11 protein-coding genes and 4 tRNA genes are annotated in these 13726 nt (G+C 53.5%); 13 read left to right on the top strand and 2 right to left on the bottom strand.

From position 1 onward, the window contains the following. Positions 1-124: 124 nt before the first annotated feature. Positions 125-934 carry a UMP kinase gene (pyrH, locus tag E4631_RS12380; RefSeq protein ID WP_133656881.1) on the bottom strand — a complete coding sequence of 270 codons (810 nt, stop codon included), beginning with the start codon at positions 932-934 and terminating at the stop codon, positions 125-127. A gap of 39 nt (positions 935-973) precedes the next feature. Beyond that, on the bottom strand, positions 974-1477 hold the full coding sequence (locus E4631_RS12375; protein ID WP_133656882.1) for a biotin/lipoyl-containing protein: 504 nt from the start codon (positions 1475-1477) through the stop codon (positions 974-976). Between the two features lie 258 nt (positions 1478-1735). On the opposite strand from E4631_RS12375, the gene E4631_RS12370 reads away from it, so the two are divergent. The 13 genes from E4631_RS12370 to rpoB all read left to right on the top strand — a co-directional run bounded on the left by E4631_RS12370 (position 1736) and on the right by rpoB (position 13571). Then, a complete protein-coding gene (locus E4631_RS12370; protein ID WP_240734851.1) occupies positions 1736-4174 on the top strand; it encodes a M1 family metallopeptidase in 2439 nt (812 codons plus the stop codon). Positions 4175-4345: 171 nt separating this feature from the next. Then, a tRNA-Tyr gene (locus E4631_RS12365) sits at positions 4346-4425 on the top strand. Positions 4426-4447: 22 nt separating this feature from the next. Next, positions 4448-4520 (top strand) — tRNA-Gly (locus tag E4631_RS12360). Between the two features lie 95 nt (positions 4521-4615). Beyond that, positions 4616-4687 (top strand) — tRNA-Thr (locus E4631_RS12355). A 165-nt stretch (positions 4688-4852) separates the two neighbouring features. Then, positions 4853-6040: an elongation factor Tu gene (gene tuf, locus E4631_RS12350; protein WP_133656884.1), complete on the top strand. Its 1188-nt coding sequence runs from the start codon at positions 4853-4855 to the stop codon at positions 6038-6040. Positions 6041-6166: 126 nt separating this feature from the next. After that, positions 6167-6240, top strand: a tRNA-Trp gene (locus tag E4631_RS12345). A gap of 53 nt (positions 6241-6293) precedes the next feature. Beyond that, positions 6294-6491 (top strand): preprotein translocase subunit SecE, encoded by a 198-nt coding sequence (gene secE, locus E4631_RS12340; protein ID WP_133656885.1) that lies wholly within the window; start codon positions 6294-6296, stop codon positions 6489-6491. 10 nt (positions 6492-6501) lie between these two features. Next, positions 6502-7059 (top strand): transcription termination/antitermination protein NusG, encoded by a 558-nt coding sequence (gene nusG / locus E4631_RS12335; RefSeq protein ID WP_133656886.1) that lies wholly within the window; start codon positions 6502-6504, stop codon positions 7057-7059. A gap of 119 nt (positions 7060-7178) precedes the next feature. After that, positions 7179-7622, top strand: a complete 444-nt coding sequence (rplK, locus tag E4631_RS12330) for a 50S ribosomal protein L11 (protein WP_133656887.1) — start codon at positions 7179-7181, stop codon at positions 7620-7622. Positions 7623-7642: 20 nt separating this feature from the next. Next, the gene (rplA, locus tag E4631_RS12325) at positions 7643-8341 is read left to right on the top strand and encodes a 50S ribosomal protein L1 (protein WP_133656888.1); all 699 of its coding nucleotides are present in this window, start codon (positions 7643-7645) and stop codon (positions 8339-8341) included. 15 nt (positions 8342-8356) lie between these two features. Next, complete coding sequence (gene rplJ, locus E4631_RS12320; RefSeq protein ID WP_133656889.1) at positions 8357-8911, top strand: 50S ribosomal protein L10; 555 nt, start codon at positions 8357-8359, stop codon at positions 8909-8911. 64 nt (positions 8912-8975) lie between these two features. Further along, positions 8976-9356 (top strand): 50S ribosomal protein L7/L12, encoded by a 381-nt coding sequence (rplL, locus tag E4631_RS12315; protein WP_133656890.1) that lies wholly within the window; start codon positions 8976-8978, stop codon positions 9354-9356. 348 nt (positions 9357-9704) lie between these two features. Beyond that, positions 9705-13571, top strand: coding sequence for a DNA-directed RNA polymerase subunit beta (rpoB, locus tag E4631_RS12310; protein WP_133656974.1), 3867 nt, complete (start codon positions 9705-9707; stop codon positions 13569-13571). Positions 13572-13726: the final 155 nt, after the last annotated feature.

The raw sequence follows: 13726 nt of genomic DNA, 5'->3' as shown, positions 1-13726 counted from the left end.
CTTAAAAAAAGTTAAGAGTTAAAAGATGAGAGTTAATGGTCAGGAGCTACGGGTGAGCCAGGGCTGCAAAATTCTAGTCTTGGCCACCAAGTTTCCAACCTGTACTTTCTAACCGTCAACTGAATCAGGCTTGTTCCGGCTGGTTGTTTAGTGCAGGCTGCAGGCCGCCGCGCTTGGCGTCGAGTACGGGGGTAGGGGCACCCGCGCGGGCAGGCTGAGCAGGGCCACCCATCGTGACGAGCGTGCCGAGGTTTTCGCCGGCAATGAGCCGCTCCAGGTTGCCGGGCGTATTCATGTCGAAAACGATGATGGGCAGGTTATTCTCCTTGCAAAGCGTGAAGGCCGTCATGTCCATCACGTTCAGGTTCTTGGCCATCACTTCCTCAAACGTGATTTCGGCGTAGCGGGTGGCGGTCGGGTCCTTCTCCGGGTCGGCGGTGTAAATGCCGTTCACGCGGGTGCCTTTCAGCACTACATCGGCCTCAATCTCGATGGCGCGCAGCGAGGCGGCCGAGTCGGTGGTGAAGTAGGGCGAGCCAATGCCGGCGCCAAAAATCACCACGCGGCCCTTCTCGAGGTGGCGCACCGCCCGGCGACGGATATACGGCTCGCACACCCGCTGAATGGTGAGGCCCGAAAGCAGGCGCGTGGGCACTTCCATCTTTTCGAGGGCGCTTTGCAGCGCCATCGAGTTGATAACCGTGGCCAGCATACCCATGTAGTCGCCCTGCACGCGGTCGAGGCCAAACTGCTCGGCCTGCACCCCGCGGAAAATATTGCCGCCTCCAATCACTACCGCTACTTGAATGCCTTGTGCGGCCACGGCCTTAATTTCGGTGGCGTACTGCATCAGGCGCTCGGCATCGATGCCGTATTGCTGCTGTCCCATCAGGGCTTCGCCGCTGAGTTTGAGAAGTATTCGCTGGTAGGTCAAAATGTGGGAGTAGAAAAAGTGAGTAGGGTAGGGGTAGGGCTATGCAAACTGCACGAGCACCTGGCCCTTGGTAACGTTGGCGCGCAGGTCCACTTTGATGCTGCCGATAACGCAGTCGGTGGGCGCTTTTAAAATATTTTCCATCTTCATCGCCTCCAGTACTAGCAGCGGGTCACCCTTCTGCACGGCCTGGCCGGGCTGCACCCGAATGTCGATAATAAGACCAGGCATTGGGGCCTTTAGCTCGTTGATTTTGGCCGTGTTGGCGGCGCTGAAGCCCAAGCGGTCGAGCAGTTGGTCGAACCGGTCTTTCGCCTGCAACTCTATATGCTGGCCGTTGATTTTCAGCGCGAAGGTTTTGGTGGCGTAGTCGGCGGTCAGCACCTCAGCCGAGTAAGAGCGCCCGCCGTGCAGCACGTGGAAGCGCCCCTCGCCAAGGGCCACAAGGTCCCAGGCAAACGGCTGATTGTTGAGCGTGACGGAATCGATGGCCCGAAAGTCCACCTCCCAGTTGTGCGCTGGGCCAAGGCTAATATGCAGCATATAGAGGCTGGCCCTGCTGGCCGAAGCGGGGATAAAGGTAAGGTGAATCTTAATTTCGTCGGAACTTGCCGGCTCTACCCGCGGTCTGCCCCTTGCATGCGATACTCTTTTTTTAGCAGCTTTATTCTTTGTGCGCTCACCGTGTTGCCGGCCTTGAGCCAGTCGGCCGGTGGCCAGAGTAAGGCATCCCGTAGGAAGTCAGCTGAGACTACCCATAAAAAATCTGAAAGTACTTCGCCGACGGAACCAGCCCCGGCAGTGTCTTCGGGCATCACGGTGCCTTCGTGGCTGCCCCCCGCCGCCCCGATTCACCCCGCTGCCCCGCAAGTAACCGATGTAGTCGATACCAAGCTCGACGTGCGGTTTGACTACGCGCACCAGCATTTGCTGGGCACGGCCGTGCTCACGCTGCATCCGCACTTCTACCCGCAGGGCACAGTGGTACTCGATGCCCGCGGCTTCGATGTTAAGAGCGTGCAGCTGCTAGGAGCCAAAACCCCCAAAACGCTGATATACAAGTACGATGGCCGGCAGCTAGCCATCACCCTCGACCACGCCTACCCCCGCGAGCAGACCTACCAGGTACGCATCAGCTACGTGGCCAAGCCCAACGAACTGCCCTCGGGGGGAAGCGAAGCTATCACCTCCGACAAAGGCTTGTACTTCATCAATCCGCTGGGTAAGGAAGAGGGCAAGCCTCGCCAAATCTGGACGCAGGGCGAGACGCAGAGCAGTTCCTGCTGGTTTCCGACTATCGACCATCCCAACCAGCGGATGACGCAGGAAATCACAATGACGGTAGAAGACCAGTTCAAAACCCTGTCGAATGGCCTGCTGGTAGCGTCCAAAAAGAACCCCGACGGCTCGCGCACCGATACCTGGCGCCAGAGCCTGCCCGCTGCGCCCTACCTCACCATGCTAGCCGTGGGCGATTTTGCGGTCGTGTCCGATACCTGGCACGGCAAAGCAGTGGACTACTACGTCGAGCCCAAGTATAAAAACACGGCCAAAGCCGTCTTCGGCCGCACGCCCGAGATGATGGACTTTTACTCCAAAAAGCTGGGGGTGGAGTTTCCATGGGAGAAATACGCCCAGATAGCCGTGCGCGACTACGTGAGCGGCGCGATGGAAAATACCACCGCCACGGTGCACGGCGCCGCCATTCAGGCTACTTCCCGCGAGCTGCTCGATGCCAACTACGAAACCTCGGAGTCGATTATTGCCCACGAGTTATTTCACCATTGGTTCGGCGACTACGTCACCTGCGAGTCGTGGAGCAACCTGCCCCTCAACGAAAGCTTCGCCAACTACTCGCAGTATCTCTGGGCCGAATTCAAGTACGGCGCCGATGCCGCCGCGCTAGTGCAGCAGCAAGACTTGGCGCACTACATCGAAGAGGCCGACTCCAAGCGCGAGCCCCTCATCCGCTACCACTACACCAACCGGGAGGACATGTTTGACCGGCACTCCTACGAAAAGGGGGGTAGGGTTTTGCACATGCTGCGCAAGTACCTCGGCGATGATGCCTTCTTCGCGGGCCTCAACAACTACCTGACCAAGAACAAGTACACTGCCGTCGAAATAAGCAAGCTGCGCATCGCTTTTGAAGAAACCACGGGTGAGGACCTGATGTGGTTCTTCGACCAGTGGTTTATGCAGCGCGGCCACCCCGAGCTAAAAATCTCGCACAGCTACAGCAATGGCCAGGTGCTGCTACACGTGCAGCAAACCCAGGATACGCTGTTCCAGCCCGTCTTCCGCATGCCGGTCACCGTGACCGTTTGGCAAAAGGAAAAGCCCACCGACCACCGCATAACTATCACCAAAGCCGACCAAACTTTCTCCTTCTTGGCCGCCGACAAGCCAACTATGGTGAAGTTCGACAGCGAAGGTCAACTCCTCGCGCAGCTTGATGAAGCGCGTACCCAGGATGAGCTGATTTTTCAGTTCTACCACGCCCAGAACTACTTGCAGAAATACGAGTCGCTCGACCAACTCCAGAACAAGACCACCGACTTTGGCGTGAGCGGCATGATGCGCAACGCGTTGTCGGATAATTTCTTCGCTGTGCGTCGCTCCGCCCTCGACCACCTGCGTGGCTACCGCGGCCCCAGTGCCAACGCGGTGAAAGCCGAAATCCAGCGTCTCGCCACTACCGACCCCCACAGCGCCGTGCGCTCCCAGGCTCTGCTCACGCTCGCCTCCTTTCCCAACGATAACTACGCCCCTACCTATCAGGCCGCCCTACGCGACAGCTCCTACCTGGTCGAAGCCGGCGCTGTCGATGCACTGGCCAAGGTGCCCAGCCTCGTAGCCCGCTCTCAGATTGCAGCCCTGGATAACACTTCCAATTCGACGCTGCTGGTAGCGCTGGCCAGCTACTACGCCCAGCGGGGCACCATCGACCAGTATGGTTGGTACCTGCGCCGCCTCCCCGACCTAACCGACATCGACCTCTACACCTACCTGCAGGCATTTGGAAGTTTTATGACCCAAGTGCCCGTAGTCGAGCGTGAGAAAGGAGTGCAAAAATTGGAGAGTATTGCCCGTACTCACCCACAATACTTCGTGCGACTAGGTGCATATCGAGGGCTGATGGCTCTTGTACCCAGCCAGCCGGATTTAAAAAACGTGCTTTTCGACATAAAAAACAAGGAAACGGATGAGCGTCTCAAAGCTGCTTATAACTTAATGTAAACCAGCAAAGAGGCTAGTAGTAATAGCCGCTGCTGCTGACTGAATTTCGTGCGGCTGGGTAAAAAAGAGGGGGTAGGGAAGTGCTTTTTTCTGAACTTACTCTTGCATCTTGCCGAAAAACCCGTACTTTTGCGTCTCAATTCCAGTAAACGACCGGATTTGATTATAAATGGGGGTATCGCATAGCGGCAATTGCGGGTGACTGTAACTCACCTCCTTCGGGTTCATAGGTTCGAGTCCTGTTACCCCCACATTTAAATTTTTACGCCTTCTGCGGGAGTAGCTCAGCTGGTAGAGCGGCAGCCTTCCAAGCTGCAGGTCGCGGGTTCGAACCTCGTCTCCCGCTCATTTTTTCTGGCTAGTGGCTTCCAGCTTCTAGCCAGAGGCTTAAAAAAAGCTAGTAGCCGATGGCTGCCAGCTAATAGTTTAGAAATAGAATAAGCCGTTTTAGCTCAGTGGTAGAGCACTTCCTTGGTAAGGAAGAGGTCATGGGTTCAAATCCCATAAATGGCTCAGCAGTTACGGAACTGACCCCCCACGTGTGGGGTTAAGACCGAGTCAGCAAGAAAAGCGATACGCAGCACCTAAGCCTGAATTGGCCCAAGCTGGGTTTCGCTTTCTTGCCATATAGACTACTTGCTTTTAATTTAATTCCCCTCTTTTTCTCAACTCTTTACAATGGCTAAAGAAAATTTCGACCGGTCGAAGCCGCACGTAAACATCGGCACCATCGGTCACGTTGACCACGGCAAGACGACCCTGACCGCTGCCATCACGATGGTACTAGCAAACCAGGGCCTGGCTGAAAAGCGCGACTTCTCCTCGATTGACAACGCCCCCGAGGAAAAAGAGCGTGGTATCACCATCAACACCGCTCACGTAGAGTATTCGACGGTTAACCGTCACTACGCACACGTTGACTGCCCCGGCCACGCCGACTATGTGAAGAACATGGTAACGGGTGCCGCCCAGATGGACGGTGCTATCCTCGTGGTAGCTGCTACCGACGGACCGATGCCCCAGACCCGCGAGCACATCCTGCTTGCCCGCCAGGTAGGTGTTCCCCAGCTGGTAGTGTTCATGAACAAAGTGGACATGGTGGATGACCCCGAACTGCTTGAGTTGGTGGAAATGGAAATCCGCGAACTCCTCTCGTTCTACAACTTCGACGGCGACAACATTCCGGTTATTCAGGGCTCGGCTCTGGGCGGCCTGAACGGCGATGCCAACTGGGTTCCCAAAATCAACGAGCTGATGGCTGCCGTTGACTCGTTCATTCCGATTCCTGCTCGTTTGACCGACCTGCCCTTCCTGATGCCTGTTGAGGACGTGTTCTCGATTACGGGCCGTGGTACGGTTGCTACCGGTCGTATTGAGCGTGGTATCATCAACTCGGGTGAGCAGGTTGACATCCTCGGTATGGGTGCTGAAGGCCTGAAGTCGACGGTAACGGGTGTGGAGATGTTCCGCAAAATCCTGGACCGTGGCGAAGCCGGTGATAACGTAGGTCTGTTGCTCCGTGGTATTGAAAAAGAAGCCATCCGTCGCGGCATGGTTATCTGCAAGCCCGGTTCTGTAACTCCTCACCTGAAGTTTAAGGCTGAGGTATACGTTCTCTCGAAAGAGGAAGGTGGCCGTCACACGCCGTTCTTCAACAACTACCGCCCGCAGTTCTACCTGCGTACCACTGACGTTACCGGCATCATCACCCTCCCAGAGGGCGTTGAAATGGTAATGCCCGGCGACAACATCACCATCACGGTTGAGCTTATCAACAAGGTGGCAATGGAGAAAGGCCTCCGCTTCGCTATCCGTGAGGGTGGCCGTACGGTAGGTGCCGGTCAGGTAACCGAAATTCTTGACTAATTTTAGTCTTTTGACTAATAATTGAGGCAATCCGCTCCTGAAACTTCAGGAGCGGATTTGTTTTGTCCGGAAAGTTGAGTACCTTTGCACTCCCTTTGACAAATAGTGTTGGCGGGATTGTTCTTTACGAGTGTAGTTCAAGGGTAGAATAGAGGTCTCCAAAACCTTTGATGGGAGTTCGAATCTCTCCACTCGTGCCACTTTTAGCCGCTGTAGCGGCGGTATTTCATGCCCTCACCGGCTTTTTGCAACCATGGCTAAGCTGAACAACTATTTCCGCGATACCATCGAGGAAATGCGATACAACGTAACGTGGCCCTCAACCACCGAGCTGCAGAAGAGCGCTGGGCTAGTGTTGATAGGCTCCCTCGTTTTCGCCGCTGTAGTTGGCCTGATGGATGTGAGTTTCAATACTGCGCTACAAGCTTTTTATCAATCTTTCGCCCGCTAGGTTATAAGAAATGGGTGAGTTGAAATGGTATGTGGTACGCTCCGTGAGCGGCCAGGAAAAGAAAGCCAAAACCTACATGGAGACTGAAATCGGTCGCCACAACCTGCAAGAACTGTTGCCACAGGTTTTGATTCCGGTTGAAAAGGTTTTTGAGATGCGTAACGGCAAGAAGCGCGTTCGTGAGCGGAATTTGTATCCCGGCTACATCATTATCCATTCGGATTTGACCCACGGCGAGGTACAGAATATTATCACTTCCACTCCCGGCGTAATCGGTTTCTTGGGTGACAAAGAAACTAAAACTACCAATGCTAAGCCAGTTCCGCTGTCACTCACTGAAGTAAACCGGTTGCTAGGAGTAGTAGATGAGGCTGAAGAAAAATCGGCTGAGTTGGAGACTCCTTTCACGGTGGGCGAACTAGTAAAAGTTATCGATGGCCCATTCAATGGCTTCAGCGGTAACGTAAATGAGGTATTCGAGGAGCGCAAGAAGCTCAACGTTATTGTAAAGATTTTTGGACGTGCTCAGCCAGTAGAGTTGAGTTACACCCAGGTAGAAAAAGAATAGTTACCGTTATTTACGTCGCCTGATATCCACTCCGGTCAGGCGGGGCTTCCACTTAGGAGTATTATTTGAACTGAGGTTGACGCGAGTTACGTCACGCCAATCGCAGCTTTATAAACCAAATGGCCAAAGAAATTAGAGGTTACCTGAAACTTCAGGTAAAGGGAGGCTCCGCGAACCCCGCGCCGCCGATTGGACCTGCGCTTGGTAGTAAAGGCTTGAATATCATGGAATTTTGCAAGCAGTTTAACGCTCGCACCCAGGATAAAGCTGGCCAAATCTGCCCCGTCCTGATTACGATGTACACGGATAAGTCTTTTGACTTCGTCATCAAGACTCCTCCGGTACCGGTTCTCCTCATGGATGCCGCTAAGTTGCAGAATGGCTCAAAAGAGCCTAACCGTAACAAAGTGGGTTCAGTAACGTGGGACCAGGTTCGTGCCATCGCCGAAACCAAAATGCCCGACTTGAACGCTTTCAAAGTGGAGTCGGCCATGAAGCAAGTAGCCGGTACGGCTCGCAGCATGGGTATCACCGTGAAGGGCGACTCGCCTTTTGCTGAATAACTAACCGGAGGACATACACAATGGCAGCAATCAGCAAAAAGCGCAAGGAAGCCCTTGCCAAGCATGACCTAACGCAGGTACGCAGCCTGCTCGAAGCCGCGCAAGTGGTAAAAGACATTACCTATACCAAGTTCGACGCCTCGGTTGATATCGACGTTCGCCTCGGTGTAGACCCCCGCAAAGCCGACCAAATGGTGCGTGGCGTAGCTACCCTACCCCACGGCACGGGTAAAACTGTTCGTGTACTAGCCCTCGTTACCCCCGATAAGGAGGCTGAGGCTACTGCCGCTGGTGCCGATTTCGTAGGCTTGGACGACTATATCGCGAAAATCGAGAAAGGTTGGACTGACATCGACGTAATCATCACCATGCCGTCAGTAATGGCTAAGGTTGGTCGTTTGGGTCGGGTACTTGGTCCCCGTGGTCTTATGCCTAACCCAAAGTCAGGTACGGTAACTACCGACGTAGCTAAGGCAATACAGGAGGTGAAGGCTGGTAAAATCGACTTCAAAGTTGATAAAACCGGTATCATCCACTGTTCAGTAGGTAAGGTTTCGTTCGACCCCAGTAAGCTGGCTGAAAACGCCTTGGAAGTAATCCAGACCCTTGGCCGTCTAAAGCCTTCTTCGTCGAAAGGCACCTACATCCGTAGCATCACGCTCAGCAGCACCATGTCGCCGGCCGTGCCGGTTGACAGCACGGTTTCTTCCGCTAACTAATAACATCAACCAACCATGAATCGGGAAGAAAAACAAGCCCTCGTGGATGAGTTGAGCGAGAAGTTTCAGTCGCACAACGCATTCTATATCGCCGATGCCTCCGGGATGTCGGTGGCGAAAATTAACGACTTCCGTCGCCTCTGCTACAACCGGGGCCTGGAGTTCAAAGTCTACAAAAACTCGTTTATCCGCAAAGCTCTCGATACTCTCGATAGCGATACCAGCGAGATGGATGAGGCGCTGAAAGGCCAGTCGGGCGTATTGTTCTCGAAAGAGAGCGGCTCGACGCCCGCCAAGCTGCTAAAAGACTTTTACAAAGCTCAAGCCTATGGCCGCGGTGTAACGCCGAAGCCCGTGCTGAAAGGTGCCTATGTAGATGCTAGCATCTATATCGGTGCTGACCAGCTCGAAACCCTGAGCACTATTAAAGGCAAGCAGGAACTCATCGGCGAAATCGTCGGCCTGCTGCAGTCGCCCGCCAAGAATGTTATCTCTGCTCTTACGAGCGGCGGCAGCAAGCTGGCTGGTATTCTCAAAACGCTTTCCGAAAAAGAAGAAGCTGCTGGCTAACCGCTGCTCATCCTTTTCAACTTTCAATTTCAATTTTTACAACCTTTTTTACTAATCTACAGAAATGGCAGATTTGAAAGCCTTCGCTGAGCAGCTTGTTAGCCTCACCGTTAAAGAAGTAAACGAACTCGCAGGTATCCTGAAAGACGAGTACGGCATCGAGCCGGCTGCTGCTGCAGCCGTAGCTGGTCCTGCTAGCGGCGGTGGCGCTGCTGCCGAGGCTCCCGAGGAGAAAACCTCGTTCGACGTAATCCTGAAGTCGGCCGGCGGCGCTAAGCTGCAGGTAGTTAAATTGGTAAAAGACCTGACGGGCCTCGGCCTGAAAGAGGCTAAGGAACTGGTTGACGGTGCTCCTAAGCCTTTGAAAGAAGGTGTTACCAAGGACGAAGCTGAAGGCCTGAAGAAGCAGCTTGAAGAAGCTGGTGCTGAGGTAGAAGTTAAGTAGTCCCATTTTTTGGGAGCTTTCCCAAACCGGATTAGGCCTGGCATCACGCTAGGTCTTTTCCTGTTTGTGGGGAGCGAACTAAAATTTGCAACCTAAAGCTGCTACTTTTGGTTGTTTCACGCTGACCAGTCTTGTTGAATGGTACGTGGCGTAATCATAAACAAAGGACCTTATCCCGTTAGGCAACGATTGAGTTTGTAACTCCAACGAAACCAGACGCGATAAGGTCCTTTGCTACGCTACCCCCTTAATCAGCAGTCAAGCGTGCTGAATTAGCTTACGTGTACATTTAAATTTCTTCTCCAATTGGCTACACCGAAAGCACTAGAGGCGGCCGAGGTCAAACATTTGACCGGCGCCAGTGAGCGAATCAACTTCGCCAAGATTAAGAAAGTTATCGAATATCCGGACTTCCTGGACGTGCAAGTGCAGTCGTTCCAGGAGTTCTTTCAGCTTGAGACGGCCGCTGCGAGTCGTACGAATGAAGGCTTGTTCAAGGTATTTGCCGAGAACTTCCCGATTTCGGATTCGCGCGAAAACTTCGTGCTGAATTTTATCGATTATCACGTTGACCCACCTAAGTATACGGTGGATGAGTGCATCGACCGCGGCCTTACTTATGCCGTGCCACTGAAGGCAAAGCTGCAGCTCATTTGTAACGATAAGGACAACGAAGACTTCCAGACTATTGAGCAGGAAGTTTTCTTGGGCAACATTCCGTACATGACGGAAAAGGGCTCGTTTGTTATCAACGGTGCTGAGCGCGTTATCGTATCGCAGCTGCACCGTTCGCCGGGCGTTTTCTTCGCCCAGAGCAAGCACACCAATGGTACCAAGCTGTACTCGGCGCGCATTATTCCATTCAAGGGCTCTTGGATTGAATTTGCCACGGACGTAAATAACGTGATGTATGCGTACATCGACCGTAAGAAGAAATTCCCGGTTACGACGTTGTTGCGTGCTATTGGCTACGGTACTGATAAAGATATTCTGGACTTGTTCGGCTTGAGCGAAGAGGTTAAGGCTGATAAGAAAAACCTTAAGAAAGCAGTAGGACGTAAGCTGGCCGCGCGTGTACTCCGGACTTGGACGGAGGACTTTGTGGATGAGGACACCGGTGAGGTAGTTTCTATTGACCGCAACGAGGTATTGTTGGAGCGCGACTCGACTATCGAGGAAGCAGACATTGATACCATCGTGGAGGCAGGTGCGAAGTCAGTTATTCTGCACAAAGAGAATGTAAACATTGCAGACTTTGCAATCATTTACAATACGCTCCAGAAGGACAACTCGAACTCGGAAAAAGAGGCAGTTGAGCAGATTTATCGTCAGCTCCGTAACACGGAGGCGCCTGATGAAGAAACTGCCCGTGACATTATCCAGAAGCTTTTCTTCTCCGATAAGCGCTATGACCTCGGTGAGGTAGGCCGCTACCGGATTAACAAGAAGCTTCAGATTGGCATGGAGCAGCAGTCGCGGGTATTGACCAATGAGGACATTGTACTCATCGTGAAATACCTGATTGGCCTGATTAACTCTAAGGCAATTGTCGATGACATCGACCACTTGAGCAATCGCCGGGTGCGCACGGTAGGAGAGCAACTCTACGCCCAGTTTGGGGTAGGCCTTGCCCGTATGGCGCGTACCATCAAGGAGCGCATGAACGTGCGCGACAACGAGGACTTCAAGCCAGTTGACCTGATTAACGCCCGTACGCTGTCCAGCGTAATCAACTCGTTCTTCGGTACCAACCAGTTGTCGCAGTTCATGGACCAGACCAACCCGCTGGCCGAAGTGACGCACAAGCGTCGCGTATCGGCACTCGGACCAGGAGGTCTGAGCCGCGAGCGCGCTGGCTTCGAAGTACGCGACGTACACTACACGCACTATGGTCGGCTGTGCACTATTGAAACGCCAGAAGGCCCGAACATCGGCCTGATTTCGTCGTTGTGCGTGCACGCTCGCGTGAACTCGATGGGCTTTATCGAAACGCCTTACCGCACCGTAGTGAGTGGCAAAGTAGATATGAGCGAGAACGTGAAGTTCTTGACAGCTGAGGAAGAAGATACGCACCACATCGCGCAGGCCAACTCGCTGCTTAGCAAGGAGGGTGAAATGACGCAAGACTTGGTAAAAGGTCGTTTTGAAGGTGACTTCCCGGTGGTAGCACCGGACGAGTACACGTATATGGACGTAGCGCCTAACCAGATTGTATCGGTAGCAGCTTCGCTGATTCCTTTCCTGGAGCACGATGACGCCAACCGTGCGCTCATGGGCTCGAACATGCAGCGCCAGGCGGTACCGCTTCTGCGTCCTGAGGCTCCGATTGTGGGCACGGGCTTGGAAGGCCGCACGGCCATCGACTCGCGTTCACTCATTATCGCCGAAGGTGAAGGCTATGTTGACTCGGTAGATGCTAACCGCATCATCATCAGGTATGACTTGTCAGAAGATGACGTGTCAGTGAGCTTTGATGCTGAGCGCAAAACGTATAGCCTTATCAAGTTTCGCCGTACCAACCAAGATACCTGCCTCAACCTCACGCCGCTTGTTAAAAACGGTGAGCGTGTTATCAAAGGCCAGGTGCTTTGCGAAGGCTATGGTACCAACCGTGGTGAGTTGGCATTGGGCCGCAACATGCAGGTAGCCTTCATGCCTTGGCAGGGTTACAACTTTGAGGATGCCATTGTTATCTCGGAGCGGGTAGTACGCGACGACATCTTCACTTCGATTCACATCGAGGAGTTTGAGTTGGAAGTACGCGAGACGAAGCGCGGCGAAGAAGAGTTGACTTCGGAGATTCCGAACGTGAGCGAAGAAGCCGTGCGTAACCTCGATGACAACGGTATTATTCGTTTGGGTGCTGAGGTGCGCGAAGGTGATATACTCATCGGTAAGATTACGCCAAAAGGCGAAACTGACCCGACTCCGGAAGAGAAGCTGCTCCGTGCCATCTTTGGTGACAAGGCTGGCGACGTGAAAGATGCTTCGCTTAAGGCGCCGCCCTCTTTGAACGGGGTAGTAATTGGTACCAAGCTTTTTTCGCGGCCTAAGAAGGACAAGAACCTTCGCGCTAAGTCGAAGAAAGAGGTTGAAGACTTGAAAGAAGGTTACGCCCGCGAGCTACGTGGCGTTAAAGCTATCATGATTGATAAACTGGTGGGCTTGCTGGAAGGCAAGACGAGCCAGGGCATCAAGCACCGCTTTGGTGACGACGTACTGACAAAAGGTGTAAAATTCAACCGGAAGAACATCAGCGAAGCGCTGTTCCCCGATAAGAATGCCTACCGTGACGAGAGCAACTACGCAGTGCCGGAAGAGGTAAACCTTTTCAAGGACCTGCAGCTCGACCACTGGACAGCCGATAACCGCGTGAATGAGTTGCTGCTACGCTTAGTGAAAAACTACGCCAAGCGCCGCAACACTATTACGGCCCGCTTCAAGCGTGAGCGCTTCACGCTGGAAGTTGGTGACGAACTGCCTGCAGGCATTGTGCAGCTAGCTAAGGTTTACATCGCTAAGAAGCGTAAGCTGAAGGTGGGTGACAAAATGGCTGGTCGCCACGGTAACAAGGGGGTAGTTGCTCGCATCGTGCGCGACGAGGATATGCCTTTCCTGCCCGACGGCACTCCAATGGATATCGTGCTTAACCCACTCGGTGTACCAAGCCGGATGAACATCGGTCAGATTTACGAAACCGTGCTCGGTTGGGCTGGTCTGAAACTGGGTCGTACCTATGCGACGCCTATTTTCGATGGTGCTACCGAAGACGAAGTTGCTGCTGAGCTGACTGCTGCTGACTTGCCCGACTGGGGTAGGGCTTACCTATATGATGGCTTGAGCGGTGACCGCTTTGACCAACCAGTAACCGTAGGTGTGATTTACATGCTCAAGCTTGGTCACTTGGTTGACGACAAGATGCACGCACGTTCTATCGGGCCATACTCGCTCATTACGCAGCAGCCGCTGGGTGGTAAGGCGCAGTTTGGTGGCCAGCGCTTCGGCGAGATGGAGGTGTGGGCACTGGAGGCTTTCGGTGCTTCCAACGTGCTCCAGGAAATACTGACGGTGAAGTCGGACGATGTGGTAGGTCGTGCCAAAGCGTACGAAGCCATTGTAAAGGGCGACGTATTGCCGAAGCCGAATATCCCCGAGTCGTTCAACGTGTTGATTCACGAGCTACGCGGTCTGGCGCTGGAAATCACGCTGGATTAGGTTATTAACTAGGAGTTGGTCAATGCGTCCAACTCCTAGTTAACTAGTTATACATAAATGGTTAAAAGGCATCCGATACGAAACAGCTATCCCGAGACAGGTCAGGGTAGCCACAGGAATCGGTAGCTTATAGATAGTGAGAATTTAAGGCCTGA

The sequence above is a fragment of the Hymenobacter sp. UV11 genome, assembly GCF_004684095.1.
Classification (GTDB): Bacteria; Bacteroidota; Bacteroidia; order Cytophagales; family Hymenobacteraceae; genus Hymenobacter.
Note: the sequence above shows the minus strand (reverse complement) of the source record. Positions and strands in the feature narration are given on the sequence as shown.

Coding starts and splice junctions, on each gene's coding strand:
- E4631_RS12375 (WP_133656882.1), bottom strand. CDS start 1,477: ATGCTGCATATTAGCCTTGGCCCAGCGCACAACTGGGAGGTGGACTTT.
- tuf (WP_133656884.1), top strand. CDS start 4,853: ATGGCTAAAGAAAATTTCGACCGGTCGAAGCCGCACGTAAACATCGGC.
- secE (WP_133656885.1), top strand. CDS start 6,294: ATGGCTAAGCTGAACAACTATTTCCGCGATACCATCGAGGAAATGCGA.
- nusG (WP_133656886.1), top strand. CDS start 6,502: ATGGGTGAGTTGAAATGGTATGTGGTACGCTCCGTGAGCGGCCAGGAA.
- rplK (WP_133656887.1), top strand. CDS start 7,179: ATGGCCAAAGAAATTAGAGGTTACCTGAAACTTCAGGTAAAGGGAGGC.
- rplA (WP_133656888.1), top strand. CDS start 7,643: ATGGCAGCAATCAGCAAAAAGCGCAAGGAAGCCCTTGCCAAGCATGAC.
- rplJ (WP_133656889.1), top strand. CDS start 8,357: ATGAATCGGGAAGAAAAACAAGCCCTCGTGGATGAGTTGAGCGAGAAG.
- rplL (WP_133656890.1), top strand. CDS start 8,976: ATGGCAGATTTGAAAGCCTTCGCTGAGCAGCTTGTTAGCCTCACCGTT.